Annotated in this window: 16 protein-coding genes; 8 read left to right on the plus strand and 8 right to left on the minus strand. The window is 56.7% G+C overall.

Going from position 1 to position 18,535, the window contains the following annotated elements:
• Window positions 1-129: 129 nt before the first annotated feature.
• On the minus strand, window positions 130-288 hold the full coding sequence (locus CHU71_RS12865; RefSeq protein WP_187272071.1) for a hypothetical protein: 159 nt from the start codon (window positions 286-288) through the stop codon (window positions 130-132).
• A gap of 367 nt (window positions 289-655) precedes the next feature.
• On the opposite strand from CHU71_RS12865, the gene CHU71_RS09855 reads away from it, so the two are divergent.
• A complete protein-coding gene (locus CHU71_RS09855; RefSeq protein WP_046645139.1) occupies window positions 656-958 on the plus strand; it encodes a hypothetical protein in 303 nt (100 codons plus the stop codon).
• Window positions 959-1,105: 147 nt separating this feature from the next.
• Here CHU71_RS09855 and CHU71_RS09860 read toward each other — a convergent pair whose 3' ends face one another.
• Both CHU71_RS09860 and CHU71_RS09865 read right to left on the minus strand, forming a co-directional pair.
• A complete protein-coding gene (locus CHU71_RS09860; protein WP_147760953.1) occupies window positions 1,106-2,353 on the minus strand; it encodes a M20 family metallo-hydrolase in 1,248 nt (415 codons plus the stop codon).
• Window positions 2,354-2,404: 51 nt separating this feature from the next.
• Window positions 2,405-4,012, minus strand: coding sequence for an amidohydrolase (locus CHU71_RS09865; RefSeq protein WP_070455522.1), 1,608 nt, complete (start codon window positions 4,010-4,012; stop codon window positions 2,405-2,407).
• Window positions 4,013-4,124: 112 nt separating this feature from the next.
• Here CHU71_RS09865 and CHU71_RS09870 point away from each other — a divergent pair, with 112 nt between their 5' ends.
• From CHU71_RS09870 to CHU71_RS09900, 7 genes are all read left to right on the plus strand, one after another.
• Complete coding sequence (locus CHU71_RS09870) at window positions 4,125-5,249, plus strand: helix-turn-helix domain-containing protein (RefSeq protein WP_070497582.1); 1,125 nt, start codon at window positions 4,125-4,127, stop codon at window positions 5,247-5,249.
• A 183-nt stretch (window positions 5,250-5,432) separates the two neighbouring features.
• Entirely contained in the window at window positions 5,433-6,785 is a 1,353-nt protein-coding gene (locus CHU71_RS09875) for an MFS transporter (RefSeq protein WP_147760954.1), read from the plus strand.
• Window positions 6,786-6,796: 11 nt separating this feature from the next.
• On the plus strand, window positions 6,797-7,411 hold the full coding sequence (locus CHU71_RS09880) for a cation transporter (protein ID WP_147760955.1): 615 nt from the start codon (window positions 6,797-6,799) through the stop codon (window positions 7,409-7,411).
• An 88-nt stretch (window positions 7,412-7,499) separates the two neighbouring features.
• Entirely contained in the window at window positions 7,500-7,727 is a 228-nt protein-coding gene (locus CHU71_RS09885; protein WP_062041909.1) for a hypothetical protein, read from the plus strand.
• Window positions 7,728-7,741: 14 nt separating this feature from the next.
• Window positions 7,742-8,044, plus strand: coding sequence for a hypothetical protein (locus CHU71_RS09890; RefSeq protein WP_147760956.1), 303 nt, complete (start codon window positions 7,742-7,744; stop codon window positions 8,042-8,044).
• 160 nt (window positions 8,045-8,204) lie between these two features.
• Window positions 8,205-9,482, plus strand: coding sequence for an arginine deiminase (locus CHU71_RS09895; RefSeq protein WP_061920904.1), 1,278 nt, complete (start codon window positions 8,205-8,207; stop codon window positions 9,480-9,482).
• A 15-nt stretch (window positions 9,483-9,497) separates the two neighbouring features.
• Window positions 9,498-10,814, plus strand: a complete 1,317-nt coding sequence (locus tag CHU71_RS09900; RefSeq protein ID WP_147760957.1) for a septum formation initiator — start codon at window positions 9,498-9,500, stop codon at window positions 10,812-10,814.
• On the opposite strand, the gene CHU71_RS12870 is transcribed toward CHU71_RS09900, so the two are convergent.
• From CHU71_RS12870 to CHU71_RS09920, 5 genes are all read right to left on the minus strand, one after another.
• Window positions 10,811-10,987, minus strand: coding sequence for a hypothetical protein (locus CHU71_RS12870; RefSeq protein WP_187272072.1), 177 nt, complete (start codon window positions 10,985-10,987; stop codon window positions 10,811-10,813). The two genes, CHU71_RS09900 and CHU71_RS12870, sit on opposite strands and share 4 nt — an antisense overlap.
• Before the next feature lie 114 nt (window positions 10,988-11,101).
• Window positions 11,102-12,679 carry a PTS ascorbate transporter subunit IIC gene (locus CHU71_RS09905; RefSeq protein ID WP_046645143.1) on the minus strand — a complete coding sequence of 526 codons (1,578 nt, stop codon included), beginning with the start codon at window positions 12,677-12,679 and terminating at the stop codon, window positions 11,102-11,104.
• Window positions 12,680-12,688: 9 nt separating this feature from the next.
• Window positions 12,689-13,528, minus strand: a complete 840-nt coding sequence (locus CHU71_RS09910) for a PTS sugar transporter subunit IIA (protein ID WP_147760958.1) — start codon at window positions 13,526-13,528, stop codon at window positions 12,689-12,691.
• Window positions 13,529-13,694: 166 nt separating this feature from the next.
• Entirely contained in the window at window positions 13,695-14,966 is a 1,272-nt protein-coding gene (locus tag CHU71_RS09915) for a Fic family protein (protein ID WP_147760959.1), read from the minus strand.
• Window positions 14,967-15,106: 140 nt separating this feature from the next.
• Window positions 15,107-18,463 carry an exonuclease domain-containing protein gene (locus CHU71_RS09920; RefSeq protein ID WP_147760960.1) on the minus strand — a complete coding sequence of 1,119 codons (3,357 nt, stop codon included), beginning with the start codon at window positions 18,461-18,463 and terminating at the stop codon, window positions 15,107-15,109.
• Between the last annotated feature and the right edge of the window lie 72 nt (window positions 18,464-18,535).

Below are 18,535 nucleotides of genomic sequence, written 5' to 3' on the forward strand. Positions count from 1 at the left end.
GTGCACGAGAGATAGAGAAGAAGAACTGCGGCGCATACTCTTCCCGTTAGGGAGGACAGCATCGCGGTTTCTTTAGTTTTCGCAGGCCTGCACCGTTCCAGACACGTTTGTCCTAGATCCAAGTCGGCGTCAGACCTTCCGTGCCAGGAATGGTGCAGGCGGGCTCATCCTGATTCCTGCCATCGCTGCCTTTGCCACCGCCACCTGGAAGATGGTGACCGGCACCCCACCGGAGCCGCCCCTACTGTCAGGCACCGCACTCTTGACCATGGTCATCAATTTCGACACAGCAAAAGAGGTCCTCGAGGCCGCACAGGCCGAGGACCCCGAATTGGAGCTGGACGAGTAACTGCCAGGAATACTCAAGGTTTCGTTAATTGATATGCCAGCACGAAGCCGCATAATATGATCATGCGTTTGAGAGAGCGCATGAGAGAGATAGAGACAACTTCAGCGCCCTGCGGCCCCATGTGAGGCCCGGGCGCTGAAGTTGTTTTTTGTGCCTCTCGACCCCAGCCAATTGGTGTCACACAGGCACGAGGGAACACTCCCCACTTTCCGTCACCTCACCCCACCGCTAAGCCACACTCCTTTCTAGACATTGATTTCTCTCCGGAGCCCAAAGCTCCTTCCTCCGCCAGAAAGGACCAAGCCCGTGCCTACTGCCTATCTCCTGCCCGACACTGCCACCGAAGCCGAAAAGAAGCGCGCCCGCGCTGCGGCCCTAGCCGATATCCGTCATCGTCGCGAGCAAGCCGCAATCATGGCCGCCAAGGCCCGCGAGGCAGAAAAGGCTGCACAGCAGGCTACGCTCCTCGACGGCTTCGATCTGGTGTTCCTCGGCACGCTTGTCGCCGTGCTGCTCATCGGCGCACTCGCGATCCAGATGTGGCCACTGGCCATCGGCATCGCCTCAGTCGTGTTCGTTCTATTCGCACTAGGCGCTTTCCGCGACTAAGGGGCTGCAGGCAACTTTTACCCGGCCACCCCGTGAATGCCAGAAAAACTACTATCTTTCTCGCAGCATTCTGCCGAGTAGTTTTAGCGCCACTTTGGGCATAATCAGCTTGCTGAGTTTAAGAGAATGCACAAGAAAGATAGGCGATTAACCTTTTAACAACGCTCCTTCCACAAGTCGGATAGCCACGTGGGTAAATACATCAAGACCTGCAACGCAGTCTTCATCCTTGGTGTATTCCGCCTCATTGTGGGAGACGCCGTCAACGCTTGGGATAAAGAGCATGACGGTCGGTACGTGCTCCTTCATATTCGTCGAGTCGTGCCCGGCCACGGTGAAGATCTCCTGGTGCGAATAGCCCAGCTCTTCAACCACTTCACGTGCAAGTTCCACGCCGGCCTCTGGATACGGGTTGAGTGCCCACTCATGGGTAACGTTCAGCTCAACACGGGTACGGGACTCTTCTTCCGCTGCCGAAATAATCTCCCGAACGCGCTTCTGCGCGGTCTCCAGCGTCTCGCTATTCGGCGAGCGTAGGTCGATATTGAAGCGCACCTCACGGGCAATGGTCACCGGCGAGTTTGGCTCCAAGGTCAGCTGGGACACAGATGCCTGAAGCTCAAACTCTGGAAACTCTCGCGTTAAACGCTGTACTTCGGCAATGATGAGAGAAGCGCCAAACAGCGCATCACGACGATCCACCATCATGGTGGAACCGGTATGTCCCTGTTCACCGTGCACTACCGCCTGGAACTTCTTCGCGCCCCAGGTCGCGGTCACCAGGCCGATGGTGTTGCCAGCAGCCTCCAAACCCTTACCCTGTTCAACATGGATTTCGCCATAGGAAACCACCTTCGGGGCCTGCTCCACCGGGGTCCACTTCGCTTCCTCAAAAGCCTCTGCCACGGTGGTTCCTGCAAGATCCGTCGATTCCAGCGCTTTTTCCAGCGGCATAACTCCGGTGAACACGGAACTGCCCATCATCGACGGAGAAAAACGCGAGCCTTCCTCGTTAAACCAGTTGATTATGGCCAGGTTATAACGCGGCGAAATCTTCCCCTCTTCCGCAAGGCGGGCCACCCGGTTTGCCGCATGCGCTGCTGCCAGCACGCCGTACGCACCGTCATAGCGCCCGGCCAAAGGCTGTGAATCGAGGTGCGAACCCAGGCCTACAAAAGGCGCGTCCGGAACGAACTCGAAGAGACCGTACTGATTACCAATCTCGTCGTAATGCACGCGCGCACCCATCGATTCCAGCACCTGCGCAAACCACGCACGATTAACGCGGTCGCCTTCGCTCGCAGCCTGCCTTTCGACGCCACCTCCCGCAGTCGCGCCGTTCGCCGACATCTCACGAAAGTCCGCCAGGTACTGTTCATCAGTTGTTGCTCGCATTATGTATTCCTTTCCGAGTTAATTCGCAATGTGTATTAGATTTTTTGGGTTTTAGAAGCTTCCGTAGCGAAGTTCGCCACCGACCACAGTCGCCAGAATTTCTATCTCAGATAGCGCTTCCACTTGTGTTTCCAGTGGGTTCGAGCCCAACAGAACGAAATCCGCGAGCTGCCCGGGCTTTATTTGTCCCTTTCGGCCTGCCCAGCCTGTAGCTGCCGCTGAACCCGCGGTATACGCGTAAAGAGCTTCAGATACGGTGATCTTGTCTGCAGGCCCATATTCATTGCCCGCAGCAGTAGTTCTTTGCGCGAAAGCTTGCATGACTTCGAGTGGGATACCACGCGTCACCGGTTGATCTGAACTACCAGGCAGAGTCATTCCGGCATCAAGGAGACGCTTAGCTGGATAAGACAGCTCTACACGCTTGGCACCGAGTTTCTGCGCCATTGCATCACCGAATTCTTTAATGAAATACGGCTGTGGGACCAGAACTACAGGCAGCTTCGCCAAGCGATCAATCTGTTCTGCTCTAACAACGCCTCCATGTTCGATTCGGTGCGGAATCTTGGGTGCCCCGTGCACACGAATGGCTTCTTCGAGCGTTTCAATCGCGAAGTCAACCGCAGCATCACCGATTGCGTGTAAAGCGAGTGACCATCCGGCGCCCGCTGCCATTAAGGCATTACGCTTGATTAGCTCCGGGTCGCCTTGAAAATAGCCTGAATGCTGGCAGCACTCATAATTTTCCGTCATCGCAGCCGTAGTCCCAAGCAGGGAGCCGTCCGTAAAAATCTTGGTGGGGCCAATTTGCAACCATTCGTTACCGAGCCCGCTTCGGATGCCGGCGTCGATACCCCAACCTATGCCATCAGTTTGATGCCCATCGAGTTCGTGGAGAACATCCATGGTCACCATTACCTGCGTACGGACTTGTAAATCAGCAGCTTGGTAAGCCGCAATCTCGCGAGGGCTATGTCCAATCCATCCGCCCGCTACACCAGCATCAGTAACTGACGTAATTCCTCGTTCGAGGTAAACTTGGTGCGCTCGTTCCAATGCACTTGAAATCTCAGTTTGAGATTCAGGCAAAAGCACCTGCTGAATCGGGCGCATCGCATTTTCGTCCAGCAAACCAGTACATCGACCAGCTGAATCGCGAACGAATTCTCCGCCTTCTACTGTCGGCGGCGCCGCAGGATCAATTCCCGCTAATTCGAGTGCACGAGTATTAACGGTATAAGCATGGCCAGAGTTGTGTTTGATAAGAAGCGGACGTCCAGCGGCCGCGCGATCCAACTCGCTAAGTTCAAGGGTCTGTCCACCCAAGCTAGATGCGACGAAGCCCGAAGCAATAATCCATTCGCCAGAAGGCTCAGCGGAGGCAACTGCATCATATACATCTTGCGCGCTAACAACCTTGGACAAATCAACTTCCATGAGCGTTTGCCCGAACCACACGGAGTGCGAATGCACATCGTTAAACCCTGGGGTAAGGACTTTTCCTTGTGCATCCCAACGTTCACCCGGAAGAGCTAACGCAGCATCATCAAGGGCAAGTATCTTCCCATTCGCGAAGGCAATCGCATGCGCTTCAGGGTAAGACGGATCCTGAGTCAGTACATGAGCATCGTAGATGATAGTGATTTGATTCTGATTCATTCACTCCTCCTTACTTATGCTGCAAGTCACACTAAGCGAAGAAGGGCAGCTGCACAGTCATTTCCCACAAATTGAGTCATTTTCCCACCCTTTAGCCAGTAGTGTTGTGCATATGCACGATGGCGATTGGGAAAGAATCCTCAAAGAAGTTCAGTCAGACATCCCAGGATTGGTCGATGACTTCATTGCTGATTTCAGCAGTCTTGGCAGCTATGGCAACTCCCCTGTCAGTGAGAAAGAACTTCGCCGCACTGCTTTTGAGGTGCTCACCATGCTGATGGAGGCCATCGCAGGCACACTGGACGACACGACTTTTCGCCAGCATGCAGACGCCTTAGGACGCAGACGCGCGCAGCAAGGCGTCCCCATCAGCACGCTCATAGATGCAGTTCAACTGGATTTTCTGGTGATTTGGAACCGCATCCGTCAAGCCGCCGGAGGAAACCAAGAAGTACTTATCTCTCACGTGGACCAACTGCACAATGCGGTCGCAAAATACAATTTCTTCGTTCGCGATGGCTTCCGGAGAGAAAATGCCCGTATTGCGCAAGATTTACGCCTAGCCAACGCCCGCCATCTCGACAAATTATTCTCCTCCGCCTCCATTGACACCATCACAATCAAGGAAATAGCCCAAGCAATAGGCTGCGACGCACATAGCAATTTCAAAGTCGTCGTTTTCCACGCAAACAGCGCCTTGAAAGCTCGAGACGCACTCGAACTTGCAACAGCGGAAGGAAAGATCTTCGGCTATCCGCACAATGGTTTATTCACCGCTTTCTGGCCCATAAGCGCCGAGAATCAGCCGAACATTCCAGCATTACCCAGCGCTGTTTTCAGTAAGGTCGAAGGGCTTGCAAATGTCCGCGATGCAGTACTAGCTAGCCCCAAACTCTTTGAGGCTTCACGCACGCCCACACAGCCGACCCCAGCCCATGAACTATCTTGGGCAATTGCAGGAAGCGCACTCGCATCTTTTCCCGGTTCGAAGCAAAACGAGCTAAGCGCCGATATTACGAAGTTACGCAATTCCAACTCCCCGGCCCTAGAAACTGTAGAAGCTTATCTTCGCACCGGCTCAATCAAACAAACAGCAGCCATCAGCTACTGCCACCGCAACACTGTCATCAATCGGCTCAGCCAATTCGCAGATGCAACAGGCTACGACGTCACGCGTCCTTACGACGCTGCCGCAGTCATTCTCGCGCTCAACTATAAACCGGTAACCACTTTCTAATCCTCTTCCCCCGCCTCTCGATCCACACGGCAAACACGCCCTTCAAGCCATGGGCTGTGCAATTGCACAGCCCATGTTCAATCCGCAGGAAAAAATCCCAACTTTTATATTTTTCATCCCGCTACAATTTCTCCACCGTTATTGTGTTATCCACACCACACCTTAACGACAGGAGGGAATATCTTGACTGGCCCGACCGCTCCCCTAGACACTCAGTCTTCAGCCCCCGAGCAAGTCGAAGTCAACTCCAAAGACGTATTCAAAATTGCTAGCTCAGCATTCATTGGTACCGCGCTTGAGTGGTATGACTTCTTCCTGTTCGGCACCGCCTCAGCATTGGTCTTCAATGACCTCTTCTTCTCCGACGCCAGCGAAACCACAGCAACTCTCGCGTCTTTCGCGACGCTAGGCGTTGGCTTCCTTGCTCGACCTTTTGGCGCAATTTTATTCGGCCAGATCGGCGACAGGATGGGACGTCGCCCAGCACTTCTCATCTCGATTGTCGCTATCGGCGTAGCAACGGGCTTAATCGGCCTATTACCTAATTACAATTCAATCGGCATTTGGGCTCCGATTGCGCTAACCGTTCTACGTCTTGTACAGGGAATTGCAGTTGGTGGCGAGTGGGGCGGCGCCACCACGATGGCAATTGAACACGCACCTGCAGAAAAGCGAGGGCGCTACGCCGCATTCGTCCAAATTGGCTCGCCCGCTGGCACGCTCCTTTCTTCTGGCGTCTTCTCCCTCATCCTCATGCTGCCTGATGACGCAGTTTCAAGCTGGGGTTGGCGCATTCCTTTCTTGATCGCGTTCCCATTCCTCGCAATTGCGCTTTATATCCGCACAAAAGTAGAGGAATCTCCGGTCTATCAAGCCTTGGAGAAGGAAGCAGAAGAAGATGAAGCGAAACACAAAGGATCCCTCAAAGAACTATTTACCGAGCACTTCGGGCAAATAGTTCTTGCCGCTGCAGCAGCCCTGCTCGGAATCGGCGGGTTCTTCGTATTGACCACCTACACCATCAGTTACGCCACAATCACCTTGAACTTCGAGCGCCAAACGGTAGTCAATGCGACGCTCGCTGCCGCTGTTTGCCAGATCTTCATCAACCTTTACTTTGGCCGGCTCGGCGAGAAGATCGGGCCAGGCAAAGTAATGGGCTGGGGAGGTATTGCAACTGCTATCATGGCCTATCCCATCTGGGCAATGATCGACTCTGGAAACGCAGCCTTGTTAACTGTGGCTGTCTGTCTCGGCCTCTCGTTAGTAACGAGCACCTACTCTGTCTCCGGCGTTCTTTTGTCCGAAATCTTCCCAGCGAACGTCCGCTATTCCGGCGTCGCTATCGCTGCAAACATCGCTGGAGCAATTTCCGGACTCCTGCCGTTTATCGCGACTGCAATGAACGCTTCAAACGAGACGCCAAGCTCGATTCCTGGAGTTATCATCCTCGTGGCAATCTCCCTGATTACAGCGTTGGGCTCATTCTGGGCTGAGCGTCACCGTCGTACCGATGACGTGGTCGTTAAAGACTAATATCGAGCTCCGTGAGCTCTGAACTAACTTCTTCCACCCTCGGCACCCGCGCCCGGCGCGTAGTGGCGGGGGTTGCGGCATTGAACCTGTTTGGCTTTATCGTTGAAGTGGCCATGGCCTGGCACATCGGCTCGGCTTCACTACTGGCCGACGCCGCGGATTTCCTCGAAGACTTCCTCATCAACGCACTCGTCTTGGCGGCGCTGGGATGGTCGGTAGCGGGGCGTCGGAAAGCAAGTTACGCGCTTGCGGGGCTTATCCTCATTCCGGCAATCGCGGCCTTTGCCACTGCAATCTGGAAGATGATTAGCGGCACTCCGCCAGAAGCCCTCTTGCTTTCCGGTACCGCGGTATTTGCTATGCTCATCAACTTACTTTGCGCGGTATTGCTGCTCAGCCTGCGCAAGCATGGAAGCGCGCTGACCAAGGGCGCCTGGCTGGCGGCCCGTAATGACGTAGCGGCCAATCTTCTTATCCTGCTGGCTGGCGTTATCACCATCTGGTGGTTTAGCCCGTGGCCGGACATCGCTGTCGGCATTGTAGTAGGCACTATCAACTTGAGCGCTGCGAAGGAAGTTCTAGAAGCCGCCCAGGCAGAAGACCCGGAACTAGAGCTAGAGGAATAATCCCCATTTTCCGAGGGCACCTGGGACTTTTACTCCATACTCCTTATCAGAACCGCTGACCTCGATAAGGAAGGAACCTAGATCTCTCATGCAGTCCCAGACCACGCAGATGCCAGCCCTGATGCCTGAACGCATCGCACAGGAACGCTCCCAGATTCAGTCCAACAAGAAGGCAATGGCGCGCGTCGCCAAGCTCGAGCGTGAAGCCTTGCCTGAGGCACGCAAGCAGGAACGCGACTTAGATACCGTGTTCCTAGGCATCCTGTCTGGGGTCCTGCTGGTCTACATGGCGCTGATGGCTGCCGCTTTGGTTTAGGTGGGAATGCCGTGGTGACCACGATGGAAATTCCCAACCGATACCGCAGCAAAGCCTTCGCGGAAAAAGCCCGCGAATCGGCACGCATGGCAAAGGCTTTGGAAAACGCCAAGCGGGAGGAACAAGAGGCCGGACGCGGCACCACCTATCTGTTGGCCGTGCTGTGCGCCTTGGTAGGTATCAGCATCTTCATCAAGGTTTGGCCGTGGGTTTTGGCTTTCTGCGCCGTCGTCATCGCGACGATTATCGTCGTCGCGCTTCTCCCCGCCTCCTACGACGAGTCCTACCCCCAGACGGGTGCAACGCAAAATTCCTGAATCTTTTGCGAATTATGCAAATCTTATTCACTACCAGCAGCATGAATGATATGTATGATTCAAATTACTATTCATTTCATCATGTGACCCATAACTCATAAGGGTTTAGTTACTGTTGCCTCCAGCACCAAATACTTGAAAAAGGAAGGCACAGATTTACATGATGGATTCTGTTGAAACCTCCGGTAACAAAGACGGACAGCAACTCGGCGCTTGGTCAGAGGTGGGCAAACTCCGCCAGGTAATGGTCTGCCGCCCCGGCTTGGCACACGAGAGGCTCACTCCAAACAACTGCAAGGAGCTGCTTTTCGACGACGTCCTGTGGGTCGAGGAAGCGCAACGCCACCACGATGAGTTCGTCGCCCGCATGGAAGAGCGCGGCGTCGAGGTGTTGCACATGCGCATCCTGCTAGAAGAAACGCTGGCGACCAAGGAAGGCCGCGAGTTCATCCTCGGCAACAAGCTACTGGATAAGAACGTCGGCGTGGGCGTGGGCAGCGAATTGCGCGAGTGGTTTAGCGGGCTGGACAACAAGACGCTGGCCGAACTTCTCATCGGCGGAGTGCCTTTCAACGAAATCCCCAAAGGCCTCGGCCACGGCGTCATTGACACCATGCGCAACGTGTACGCTCCCGATGAGTTCGCGCTGCGTCCTCTGCCCAATAGCCAGTTCTCCCGCGATAACTCCGCCTGGATTTACGGCGGTGTCTCGCTGAATCCGATGCGCCTTCCTGCCCGCCACCAGGAGACGATGCTCACGCGTGCTATCTACCGCTACCATCCGCGCTTTGCCAACGCATCCTTTGAGTTCTGGTACGGCGACACGGACGAGGACCCAGGCCTTGCCGCCCTCGAAGGCGGCGACATCATGCCGGTGGGCAATGGTGCAGTCCTAGTGGGCATGGGCGAGCGCACTACTTGGCAGGGTGTGAGCCGCTTGGCCAGCAACCTGTTCAAGGCGGGTGCAGCAGAAAAGGTCATCATCGCAGCCATGGCCCCAGATCGCGCCTCGATGCACCTGGATACCGTGTTCACCTTCCTCGACGCCGACAAGGCCACCGCCTATCCGCGCGTGGTGGATACCATCCGTCCGCTTATCCTGCGCCCTGCAGATGATCAGAAGAAGCTGGAACTCGAAAGCCCAGACAAGCACTTCGTCACGGTGGTCGAGGAAGCGCTCGGCCTGGATAAGCTCCACGTCGTAGAAACTGGCGGCAATTCCTATGCCGCGGCGCGTGAGCAGTGGGATGACGCCAACAACGTGGTTGCCTTGGAGCCCGGAGTGGTCGTGGCTTACGATCGCAACAAACACACCAATGCCAAGCTTCGCGACGCCGGCGTCGAAGTCATCGAGATCGGCTCCGCCGAACTGGGCCGTGGTCGCGGTGGCGGACACTGCATGACCTGCCCTATCGTGCGCGATGCAGTGGACTACTAAGGGGAGAACTAGCCGATGACAACTTTTGACACTGCCGCGCCCGCCGCGGACGAGACCGCATCTACTGCCTCCCCAGTAGGTCGCGAGGGAAAGAAGACCGAAGGTACTGCGCTGGGCTGGGTGCTCGCGCTCTTCGGCACCGCGATGGGCGCAGGTATCCTCTTCCTTCCGCTACAGGCGGGCACCTTTGGCTTCTGGCCGCTGGCCTTTGCTACGGCCATCATCTTCCCAGTGGTCTATTTCTCCCACCGCACCTACGCGCGCATCGTCTCGGGCGCTCTGGTCAAAGACCACGGGCTTGACGTCCTCGAGCTGGTACGCAAGTACTTGGGCCGGCATACCGGCCTCTTCGTGGCATTGATGTACTCGCTGGCGAACATCCCCACGGTGTTCATCTACGCCATCTCGTTGACCAACGCCATCGACAGCTTCATTGTCAATCAGCTCCACGGACCATCCATTAACCGCTGGGTTCTTTCGGTCCTGTGCGTGGGCATCCTGACCGGCATCTTCGCCATCGGCCGCAAGCCCATGCTGTGGCTGGCGCAGGCACTGGTCTATCCGCTCATCATCTCTTTGGCTGCTACCTCGATTTATCTGATCCCGCAGTGGGACCTGCGTTCCTTCATGGAAGTGGAATATCAAGATGGCAGCTGGCCTTATATTCTGCTGGGCTCGGTGCTGATTCTGCCGGTTCTTGCCTTTTCTTTCTCGCACATGGCCGGCCTTTCCCAATTCTCCGTGGATATGCAGCCAACCTACGGCGAGAAGACGGAAAAGCGCGTTACCCGCATTGAGTTCTACACTGCCGCACTGCTGGTCGTCTTTACCATGTTCTTCGTATGGTCCTGTGTGCTGGCTCTTGGCGCGGATGGCATGAAGGAAGCAACTGAGCAGAACCTGCCAGTGCTCTCCTACTTCGCTAACGTCACCGGCGTGCCGCTGCTTGCCTGGCTGGCCCCGATGGTCGTTATTTTCGCGATTATTACCTCTTATTTCGGCACCATGCTCGGCGCTGAGGAGGGCACCTCTTATATGATGCGCCTCATCGCGCCACGCACTGCGAACCGTCTGAACCGCCGCGGATTGCTCACCATCGTCTACACGTTCATCTTTGTCACCGGCACGCTGGTCTCGGTGTTCAATCCGCCAATTCTCAACCTCATCTACTTGGTGGGTGGCGTCTTCGATGCGGTGCTTATCTTCCTGCTTCCGGTCTACATGTTCCACCGGGTCAAGGAGTACAAGGCCTACCGCCATGACCCGTGGAACTACTTTGTGTTCTTCTTTGGTTCGGTGATTCTGGCAGTCACCATCTGGGACCTGTTCTAGTCCGCTTTCTGAATCGGACGGTTTGGGTTGGTCTGGGTTTCCAGGACGTCGTCAAGCAAGCCAAAGAAGCTTTCGCGGTCCGCCTTTTCGATGACCGTCGCGTTAGCTTCTAGCCCAAAGGTCTCCCAGGCCATTGCCGCATAGCCTCGCGTAATACCGTTGCCCGTGCCCACGTCTACCTTTTAGCGCCCGGATTCTTGGATGAGATCTGGGTGCGGCAGCGTTGCCAGCCATCATCGTGATGGCACGGAAATCCGCGCGCTTGTCCAACAAGCCAACCAGAATTGCTACGCAATCGTCTTGGGCGGAACCGGAGCACCCTTCGGAGGAAGCACCTTGGGGTACTTCTTCGAAGCTGCAGTCTGGCCAGCAGCAAGCGGCTTAACGCCAGATGCCTCAGCCTTTGGGGTGGCAGCGCCCGGCTGCTCACGCCACGGGGTGGGATCCCAATTGGTGGCAACGAGCTTGCGCTGGGAGAACCAGCCCAGTGCCAAGACAGCCAAACCAAGAACTGCTATGAGAACGAGGCCCAGTGCTCCGCCGGCCTTGGAAGACCAGCCCAGGAGCAGGCCGAACCAGCCGAAGTCGGCATCGCCGAAGGTGGTGTTAGCATCGCCGAAGGAGCCGAGCACACCCAGGAGGAAGGCCGGCAGGAAGGTGATGATGAGGCCGTTAATAAACGCACCGAAGATGGCGCCGCGGCGTCCACCGGTTGCGTTGGCGTAGACGCCCGCTGCACCACCTGTGAAGAAGTGCGGAACCAGGCCCGGCAGGATCAGCGCCACGCCGAATGTTGGACCGAGCCATGCGGCCAGAACAGCGAGGCCGACGAGGCCGCCGATGAAGGAGAAGATGAAGCCCACCAGCACGGCGTTTTGTGCGTACGGGAAGACGATAGGCGCGTCCAGAGCCGGGATGGCACCGGGGACGACCTTGGCAGCGATGCCCTGGAATGCAGGAACGAGTTCGCCCAGGATGGTGCGCACGCCGAAGAGGATCACGGCCACGGCCACGCCGAATTGGAGGCCTTGAGTAAAGGACTGCATGAGGTAGTTACCCACGTTGGTGGCACCGCCTTCGAATGCGGTGAAGGCCTCCTCGGTACCAGCGCGCACCATGAACATGACGGCGAGCACGATGTACATGAGAGCCATGGACAGTGCGGTAGCCACCATAGAGTCACGCAGGAAGCGCAGGCCTTCGGGAAGCTTGAGCTCCTCCGTGGACTTGGACATCTTCTCGCCCTTGCCGCCGACCATCTTGCCCACGGCACCGGCAGCGAGGTAGCCGGCGGTGCCGAAGTGGCCGATGGCGATGGAGTCGTCGCCGGTGATGCGGCGCGTCCACGGGTGAGCAATGGCAGGCAGGGAGACCATCAAGATACCCAGCAACGCGGCGCCAAAGGCGACCACGATCCAGGAAGAGTATCCAGCAGGTGCAAGGACCATGGTCAGCAAGGTGGCCATGAACAACACGTGGTGACCGGTCAGGAACACGTAGCTCATCGGGGTAAACCGGGCCAGAATCAGCGAGACCACGAAGCCCAGGATCATAATCCAGGCCACTTGGGAGCCGAACTGATCTTGGGCAATGCCCACGATGGCCTCGTTGGTAGGCACCACGCCCTGCGCGCCGGTGGCGCCGGTGATCATGGCGCCGAGCGGCTCAAGGGAGGCGGTCACCAAGCCGGCACCCGCGCCCACCAGGAGGAAGCCGAGTGTGGCCTTGATGGCGCCGCCGAGGACCTGGCCCACGCCACGGCCCATCGCGGCGAGACCCACCGCGGTGATGATGCCGATTAGGAACGCCGGTACGGAAAGAATTTCATTGACCAAGAAGTTGGCAATGTTCAACAAGACATCCATGAGTGCTCCTTAGACGTCGTAAAGCTCGCGCAGAGCAGAATCGATTTCGGACATGTTCGTAAAGTCTTCGATGACGTGGACGGGCACCCCGACGTCGCCAAGCGTTGCAGCGATTTCCCCGGACGTCAGCAGGAAGTCAGCTTCCTTCGCACGCCCCTTGGCCGAAATCGTGTCTGTTGCCTCGACGGTGAGGTACTTGCCCCAGCCCCATTCATCGAGGACCTGCTCCAGCGTGTTCTTCAGGAACAACGACGTGCCCAGGCCATTGCCGCACACGGTGTAGATTTTGCCTTTTGAAGCCACCGAATCCGCCGCGGTCTGGTGCTCGGCGCCATCTCGCGCGTCACTGTGATCAGCTGCAAGAGCCGCGCTTTCCGACGCCGCCCCTACCCCACCGTTCGCCACATCCACAAGCACCTCGCGCAGCTCAGCTTCGCTTTCTACAGAATCCAGACGCGCACGCACGTCCTTCTTCCCCAGCAGCCCGGCCAGCTCTTTCATAGCCCTCAGGTGCTCGGACGAATCCTTCGCCGCAAGTGCTACGACAAGATTCACCGGGTCATTGGCCTTGGAGCCAAACTCCACCGGAGTGTCCAAGCGCACCCACGACAACGCCGTTTCCCGCACTGCCTCCGACGGCCGCGCGTGGGCAAAAGCGAAGCCCGGCGCGACCACAATGTATGGTCCGTTTTCCTCCACCGAGCGCACCATTGCCTCGGTGTATGCCGGGCTCGTCTTGCCCGCCGCAACGAGCAAACCGCCCGCCAGCTCAATAGACTCACGCCAGTCACCCGCATGGCCGTGCAGGTCAACTGCACCTTCTGCGAGCAACGCATTCAGCATGGACATACGTGTCCTCCTACCTTTACTCTTTGCCGGCCACGAAATACATGACCAGCCCTAGCTAAAGTAATTACCAGGTATGCAAACGTTTACCTAGTCCCTGCCGAATCTTTGCGCGTGATTAACCTTATCCGCGATGATTTCCGCTAGTGCACACCGATCGCTGGATTGGTCACTCTGCTAACCCGAGCCATGTCAATCCCGGCGCAGTAAGTGCCGTAACGAGCGGGCGCCGCGACAAGAACTCGACGTAACCCATGCTCTCGAGCTCGGTAATTCCTTTACGCGCGGTCGGCTTGGACACTCCCACAACGCTGGCTACCTCGTCCAAGCTCAGGCCAGCACGTGGACCAAAAAGCGCGACCTGTCCAAGCAAGAATGCGATTGACAATGCCAGCTCGCTTACAGCTCCTTCGCTCTCTAGCGCACGCAGGCTCTGTTCCAGACGCTTCAGTCGGTCGCTTCTTTCCTCGAGGGAGGACAACAAACGGGCCTGGGCAGCATTGACCATCGCGGCCATATCCTCGACAAAGAATGTCAGCTCCCCATAGTTCATGGGGTCTTCAGCCATGGTGAAGGCATCGTAGTAGCGCCTCTTCTGCCTAAAGATTTCCGCCGAGAGCGACAACGCTGTCGGGGTAGAAAGCAACCGTGATAGCCGAATGCTCAGGAGGAATCGCCCCATGCGTCCGTTGCCGTCGTAAAACGGATGGGTATGTTCAAACATGAAGTGCTCCACAAAGGCCGCGAAGAGCTGAACCCCGCGAGACTCATGAACAGAATCGAGCATCACCTCGAGGCGCGCCCGAATGGCGGACTCGCCCCGTGCGCCCGCATGAAGCTCACGCACTCCATCGTTTAGCGAAACATCACCAGTTCGGAAGAGCTCGCCATCGGGCACATCGGCTTTGTCTACTTCTTCGCCGACGAGGGAGTCGTACAGCGAGCGAATCTCAGACAGGTTTGAGGGAAAACCCAATGGTGGAAGGTCATCTCGCCCCAAAAATTCGCCGGGGAGGGCCAAGTATTGCCGCACCATTTCCCGGAATCGTCGCACTGGCGCGCCTTCCGACGCCTTTCCCATGCTGCGTTCAGCCTCAACCGCAGCGGCGACTTCTTTGCGGGTGGAGGAAATGTTCTCAATATCGTTGGTCGCCTTTATTTCATCGACCACCAGCTCGTGAAAATAGTGTTCCCTAGCCGTCACTGGAAGCTTCTGCCACAACGCAGCAATCTGAACCTCTTGGCGCCAGACGCGCTCCACCCTTTCTGCGAGACCACGGGTGTGAACGTAGAAAAGCCCGTGCTTGCCCACCTCATAGGGCCAGGTAAAAGCAGCAGGACTTGAACGCCGCACACGGAGCTGCTCAGCAACAAGCTCCCTGCCACCGCTCGTAGCACGATAAAACACCTTTTTCAGTGGTTCGTATTTTTCCACAGGCATTACACCGCCTAAACGTTAAAAATCGCGATTTTTGTAATTAAGCTACCCCAAAACTCGCCTAAAATGAAAAATTCGCCCTTTTTAATCTTAAGCAATGCACGGGACTGCGTTATTTCAGCCCCCTTGCTCCATGAAATCCCCTAGAGCTCCTGAATAAGGTCAGCGATCTCGTCCTGGTGGCGATGACGGAAGACCGCCACCGTTCGCCGGCGCGGCGCCTGCGGGCTCAGTCCCAGTATCTCGTTAACTCGAGCTAGCGAATCTTCCGTCGATTCACCAGGCTGCATCAGCGTGCCGTCAAGTCCCACGAAGTCATAGAGGCGAGCCAACCCAGCCTCATGATGCTGGACAGCAGGTGCGATCGAGACATCAAAGGTCCTTTCTTTGCCCAGCTTGAGCCACACCCGCTGGCCCTCGCGGACACCGAGCTCGTCGAGGAACCGCTTTATCGTTGACAACGAGACTTGCTTAAGACGATTGACACGAACAAACTCCTCACCTAACCGGCTACTCAGCGCACAGCTCTCGCCCACTTTTACTCCGTAGTACGCAGCAATGGGCGCGGGCACAGCGAAGCCGCTGCCACGCAGGTGGTCCTTGTTAACTGTCAGCAAGAGGTTCCACTCGCCGTCACGGAGATAGGCATCGCGGGCATCTGCGATATCGCCCTCCATGACGTTTCCAGACTCATCCACTCGTGCAATAACCATGCCGTCGCGAGTCTCAAAATCTCCATTGGCCGCATATTGGCGGATCGAGAGTTCTGAAATTCGCAATCTCTCTGCCTGCGCTAGCAGCTCATTCAAAGCAATCGCAGGGACTTCCTGCGAGGAGCCTGCGGCATCGACAACCGTATGAGTTCGGGTGCTAGCGGCCAGGCGCGTAGAGATCCAGCTAGCAATACTCTTGAATTCCTCGTGTCCCCACTCCGTCAGCGCCCATTGATCGGCAGAGACTTTTGTCAGACGAGGGTCAATGGAGAATTGATTAGAAGCAGACCGTGGGCTGCCGCCCCCGAGGGTATCCATGATCGCCTCTGCAGTCATCGGCTCACCGTTTATAGCAAGCACGCTCACAGCACGGTCTTGGTAGCTGCCGACCTTTGTCAGCACGTAGTTGTCCAAGACTGCGACCTTAAGTTCATCGTTGGTCACGATGTACTGCTCCAGCCGTTCCGGCGTAACTTCTAAGCCCACGGCGAGTTCATCAATCCGAACAATACCGTGGTCGTCCGCCAGCGTTGTTAACCTCTCTGACAAGGCCTGAGTGAAGCCATTGAACACCAACCAGCCGTTAACAACTTCCCATTGCTTGCCAATGCCCGTGAAAATTTCACCGAACGTTGCGTCAAACCCTGCTGGCTTTCGTACGAGATCAGGTAGCTCCCTTCGGAGCTCATCCACAGGCAAGATTGGACGGGCACGCTTACCCACAGCCGCCACGACTTCTTTAAAGAGAGCACTATCCTTCTCAAAATCTTCCGCCAATTGTCGCTCCAACTGACGGATCCTCTCGCGCGTGAGACCAAACGCGGTACCGATGGAATCCAACGTCGCCTCACCAAGCCACCGGCTGTTAGCGATTCCGCGTTTGCGTTCATCACCGCCGATGGCTCGATCGAGCTCATCCACGGCGCGTTGGAACAAAGCCCGCACTGGGGATTGGTGCTCAAGGTGTGCAGAAATTATGGGGACCTCGGCTGCGACGGCACTTGGTAACGACGCAACCTCTACAACCGCGCCATTTAGCTGTGCCCACCCGATGTACAACGCGGCTTGGTCCAACGCGCGGATTTCTTCGGACGTTCGACCCAAAAATTCAGCAGCGCGCCCAGCGGAGTCATCGTCGCTAAAAGGATTGTCACCAATGGGGATGTCACCATAAGGGTTTTCCGCTGCACCAATACTATCGATTACCGCGGCATTTCCACTGTCACTGGCTGCAAGAACCACAGCTTCCACCATGGCTACAAGCTTGTGTTCGCCTACTCCTGGAAGATCACGCAAGTCCTCCACGGTTGCCTCCAGCGGTTGCGGGAACCGCGCAAACCACTGTGTGTACCCGCTCTTGTAAGAACTTTGCACCTCGATCTCACTAAACGGCGTCAACTGGGGTGAGAGCTCCAGAAGTTTCCGTCTTGGGTGCTTGGCGCACCACTCCACCGCCAATGCCTTTGTGCCAGTGTGCACACTTGTGCCAGAAACGCCAGTGCTCCACGGGAAGATCCCGTAGGTTTCTGTCAGATCAAGTTCAGCAGGCTGCGCCGAAAGGTCCTGCTCCACGAGTTGCCCTCCCCCAGACATATTGCCCAACAGACGAGCAAAGGCCGTCTCACCAATAATTGGGACGCCGTACTCCCTAGCCTTGCGCGCTTTTCCACTCATGGAGTCAGGGTTCGCTGCAACGAGTAGCACGGACTTCTTCGTCACGCCGCCGACGCTTAACCCTACTGCCATTGCGCGACGTTCCCATTCTTCTCGGGGAAGATCGAACTGCCCCGTAAACGTCACTCTGTCCCCAGCAGATAGGCTGATGCCCAGTTCACTTTCCCCTCGCTGTGGTGCCGCAAGGAGTGCCTCGGCGGTATCGGCAGGCAGCCCCAACTGCTCGTTGAGCAACAGCAGCGTGGCACGTTCTTCCTCTGTCACCTCACCATCGAGCCAAACCTCCACGGCGAGCTGCCGGATGAATTCTTCATGAATACTCATCACGTCATTGCTGGTGAGCCCCTCCTGCTGTGCTTGGTTCTTCAGCTGGGCAATTTCAGACTTGGAAAGTTCCTTATCTACCAACGCTGCCGCGAGCAGTTTCTTGTACTTCTCCGCGTCTCCGGAGCCTTCAGGTGCTGCAGTATCTGCCAGGCGAGCCAGCCATTCACCGCGTTTGTGCGTCAAATCTTCTGCCAACGCGGCGCGTGGTAGAAGCGCGCCGCGGGCAGAAAACTCGTGAGCCGGGAGGGTAATTGCTCTGCTGCTTATCACCACGTCAGTCCCTTGGCTAACCAGCCGGGCAAACAGCTCTGCAGTCGCCAGTGCATCTGCCAGTGCCGAGTGCGGACGGGCATTTGTAATCCCAACAACTTCCAAGGCCTGCTCAAGGGTTGCTCCCTCGCCTGGATACGTCTGCTGGAACAACCGCTTGGTATCAACCACCCACGCCCCGTAGTTGGGCCACGCCACCCCTAAACTGGAAAACTCCCTCTGCAGGAACCGCACTTCGAAAGACGCATTGTGTGCGACCACCGTGCGCCCGTTGAGCAGTTCGAAGAATTCCCCTGCGACATCGCCGAAAAGGGGCGCATCCACAACGTCAGTCGGTGTGATGCGGTGAACGAATGAGTTCGGAATATCCCGCTGCGGCTGCACCAAGGTCTCCCACGTTGACTCCACCTCCCGGTTGTGGTCCAACAGAACCACACCTATCTCGATGACTCGATCAGTCGAGCCAAAGCCTGTGGTCTCGAAGTCAACGACGGCGTATCGCTTAGGGGCAACCATGGGGCCTTCCTTCTAGCTTGTCGGATCAATTCGTTGGGCTATTCAATTGCGCTGCACACCACATCATATGTG

Origin of the sequence: Corynebacterium sp. LK14 (genome assembly GCF_008042215.1) — a bacterium.
GTDB classification, from domain to species: Bacteria; Actinomycetota; Actinomycetes; order Mycobacteriales; family Mycobacteriaceae; genus Corynebacterium; species Corynebacterium striatum.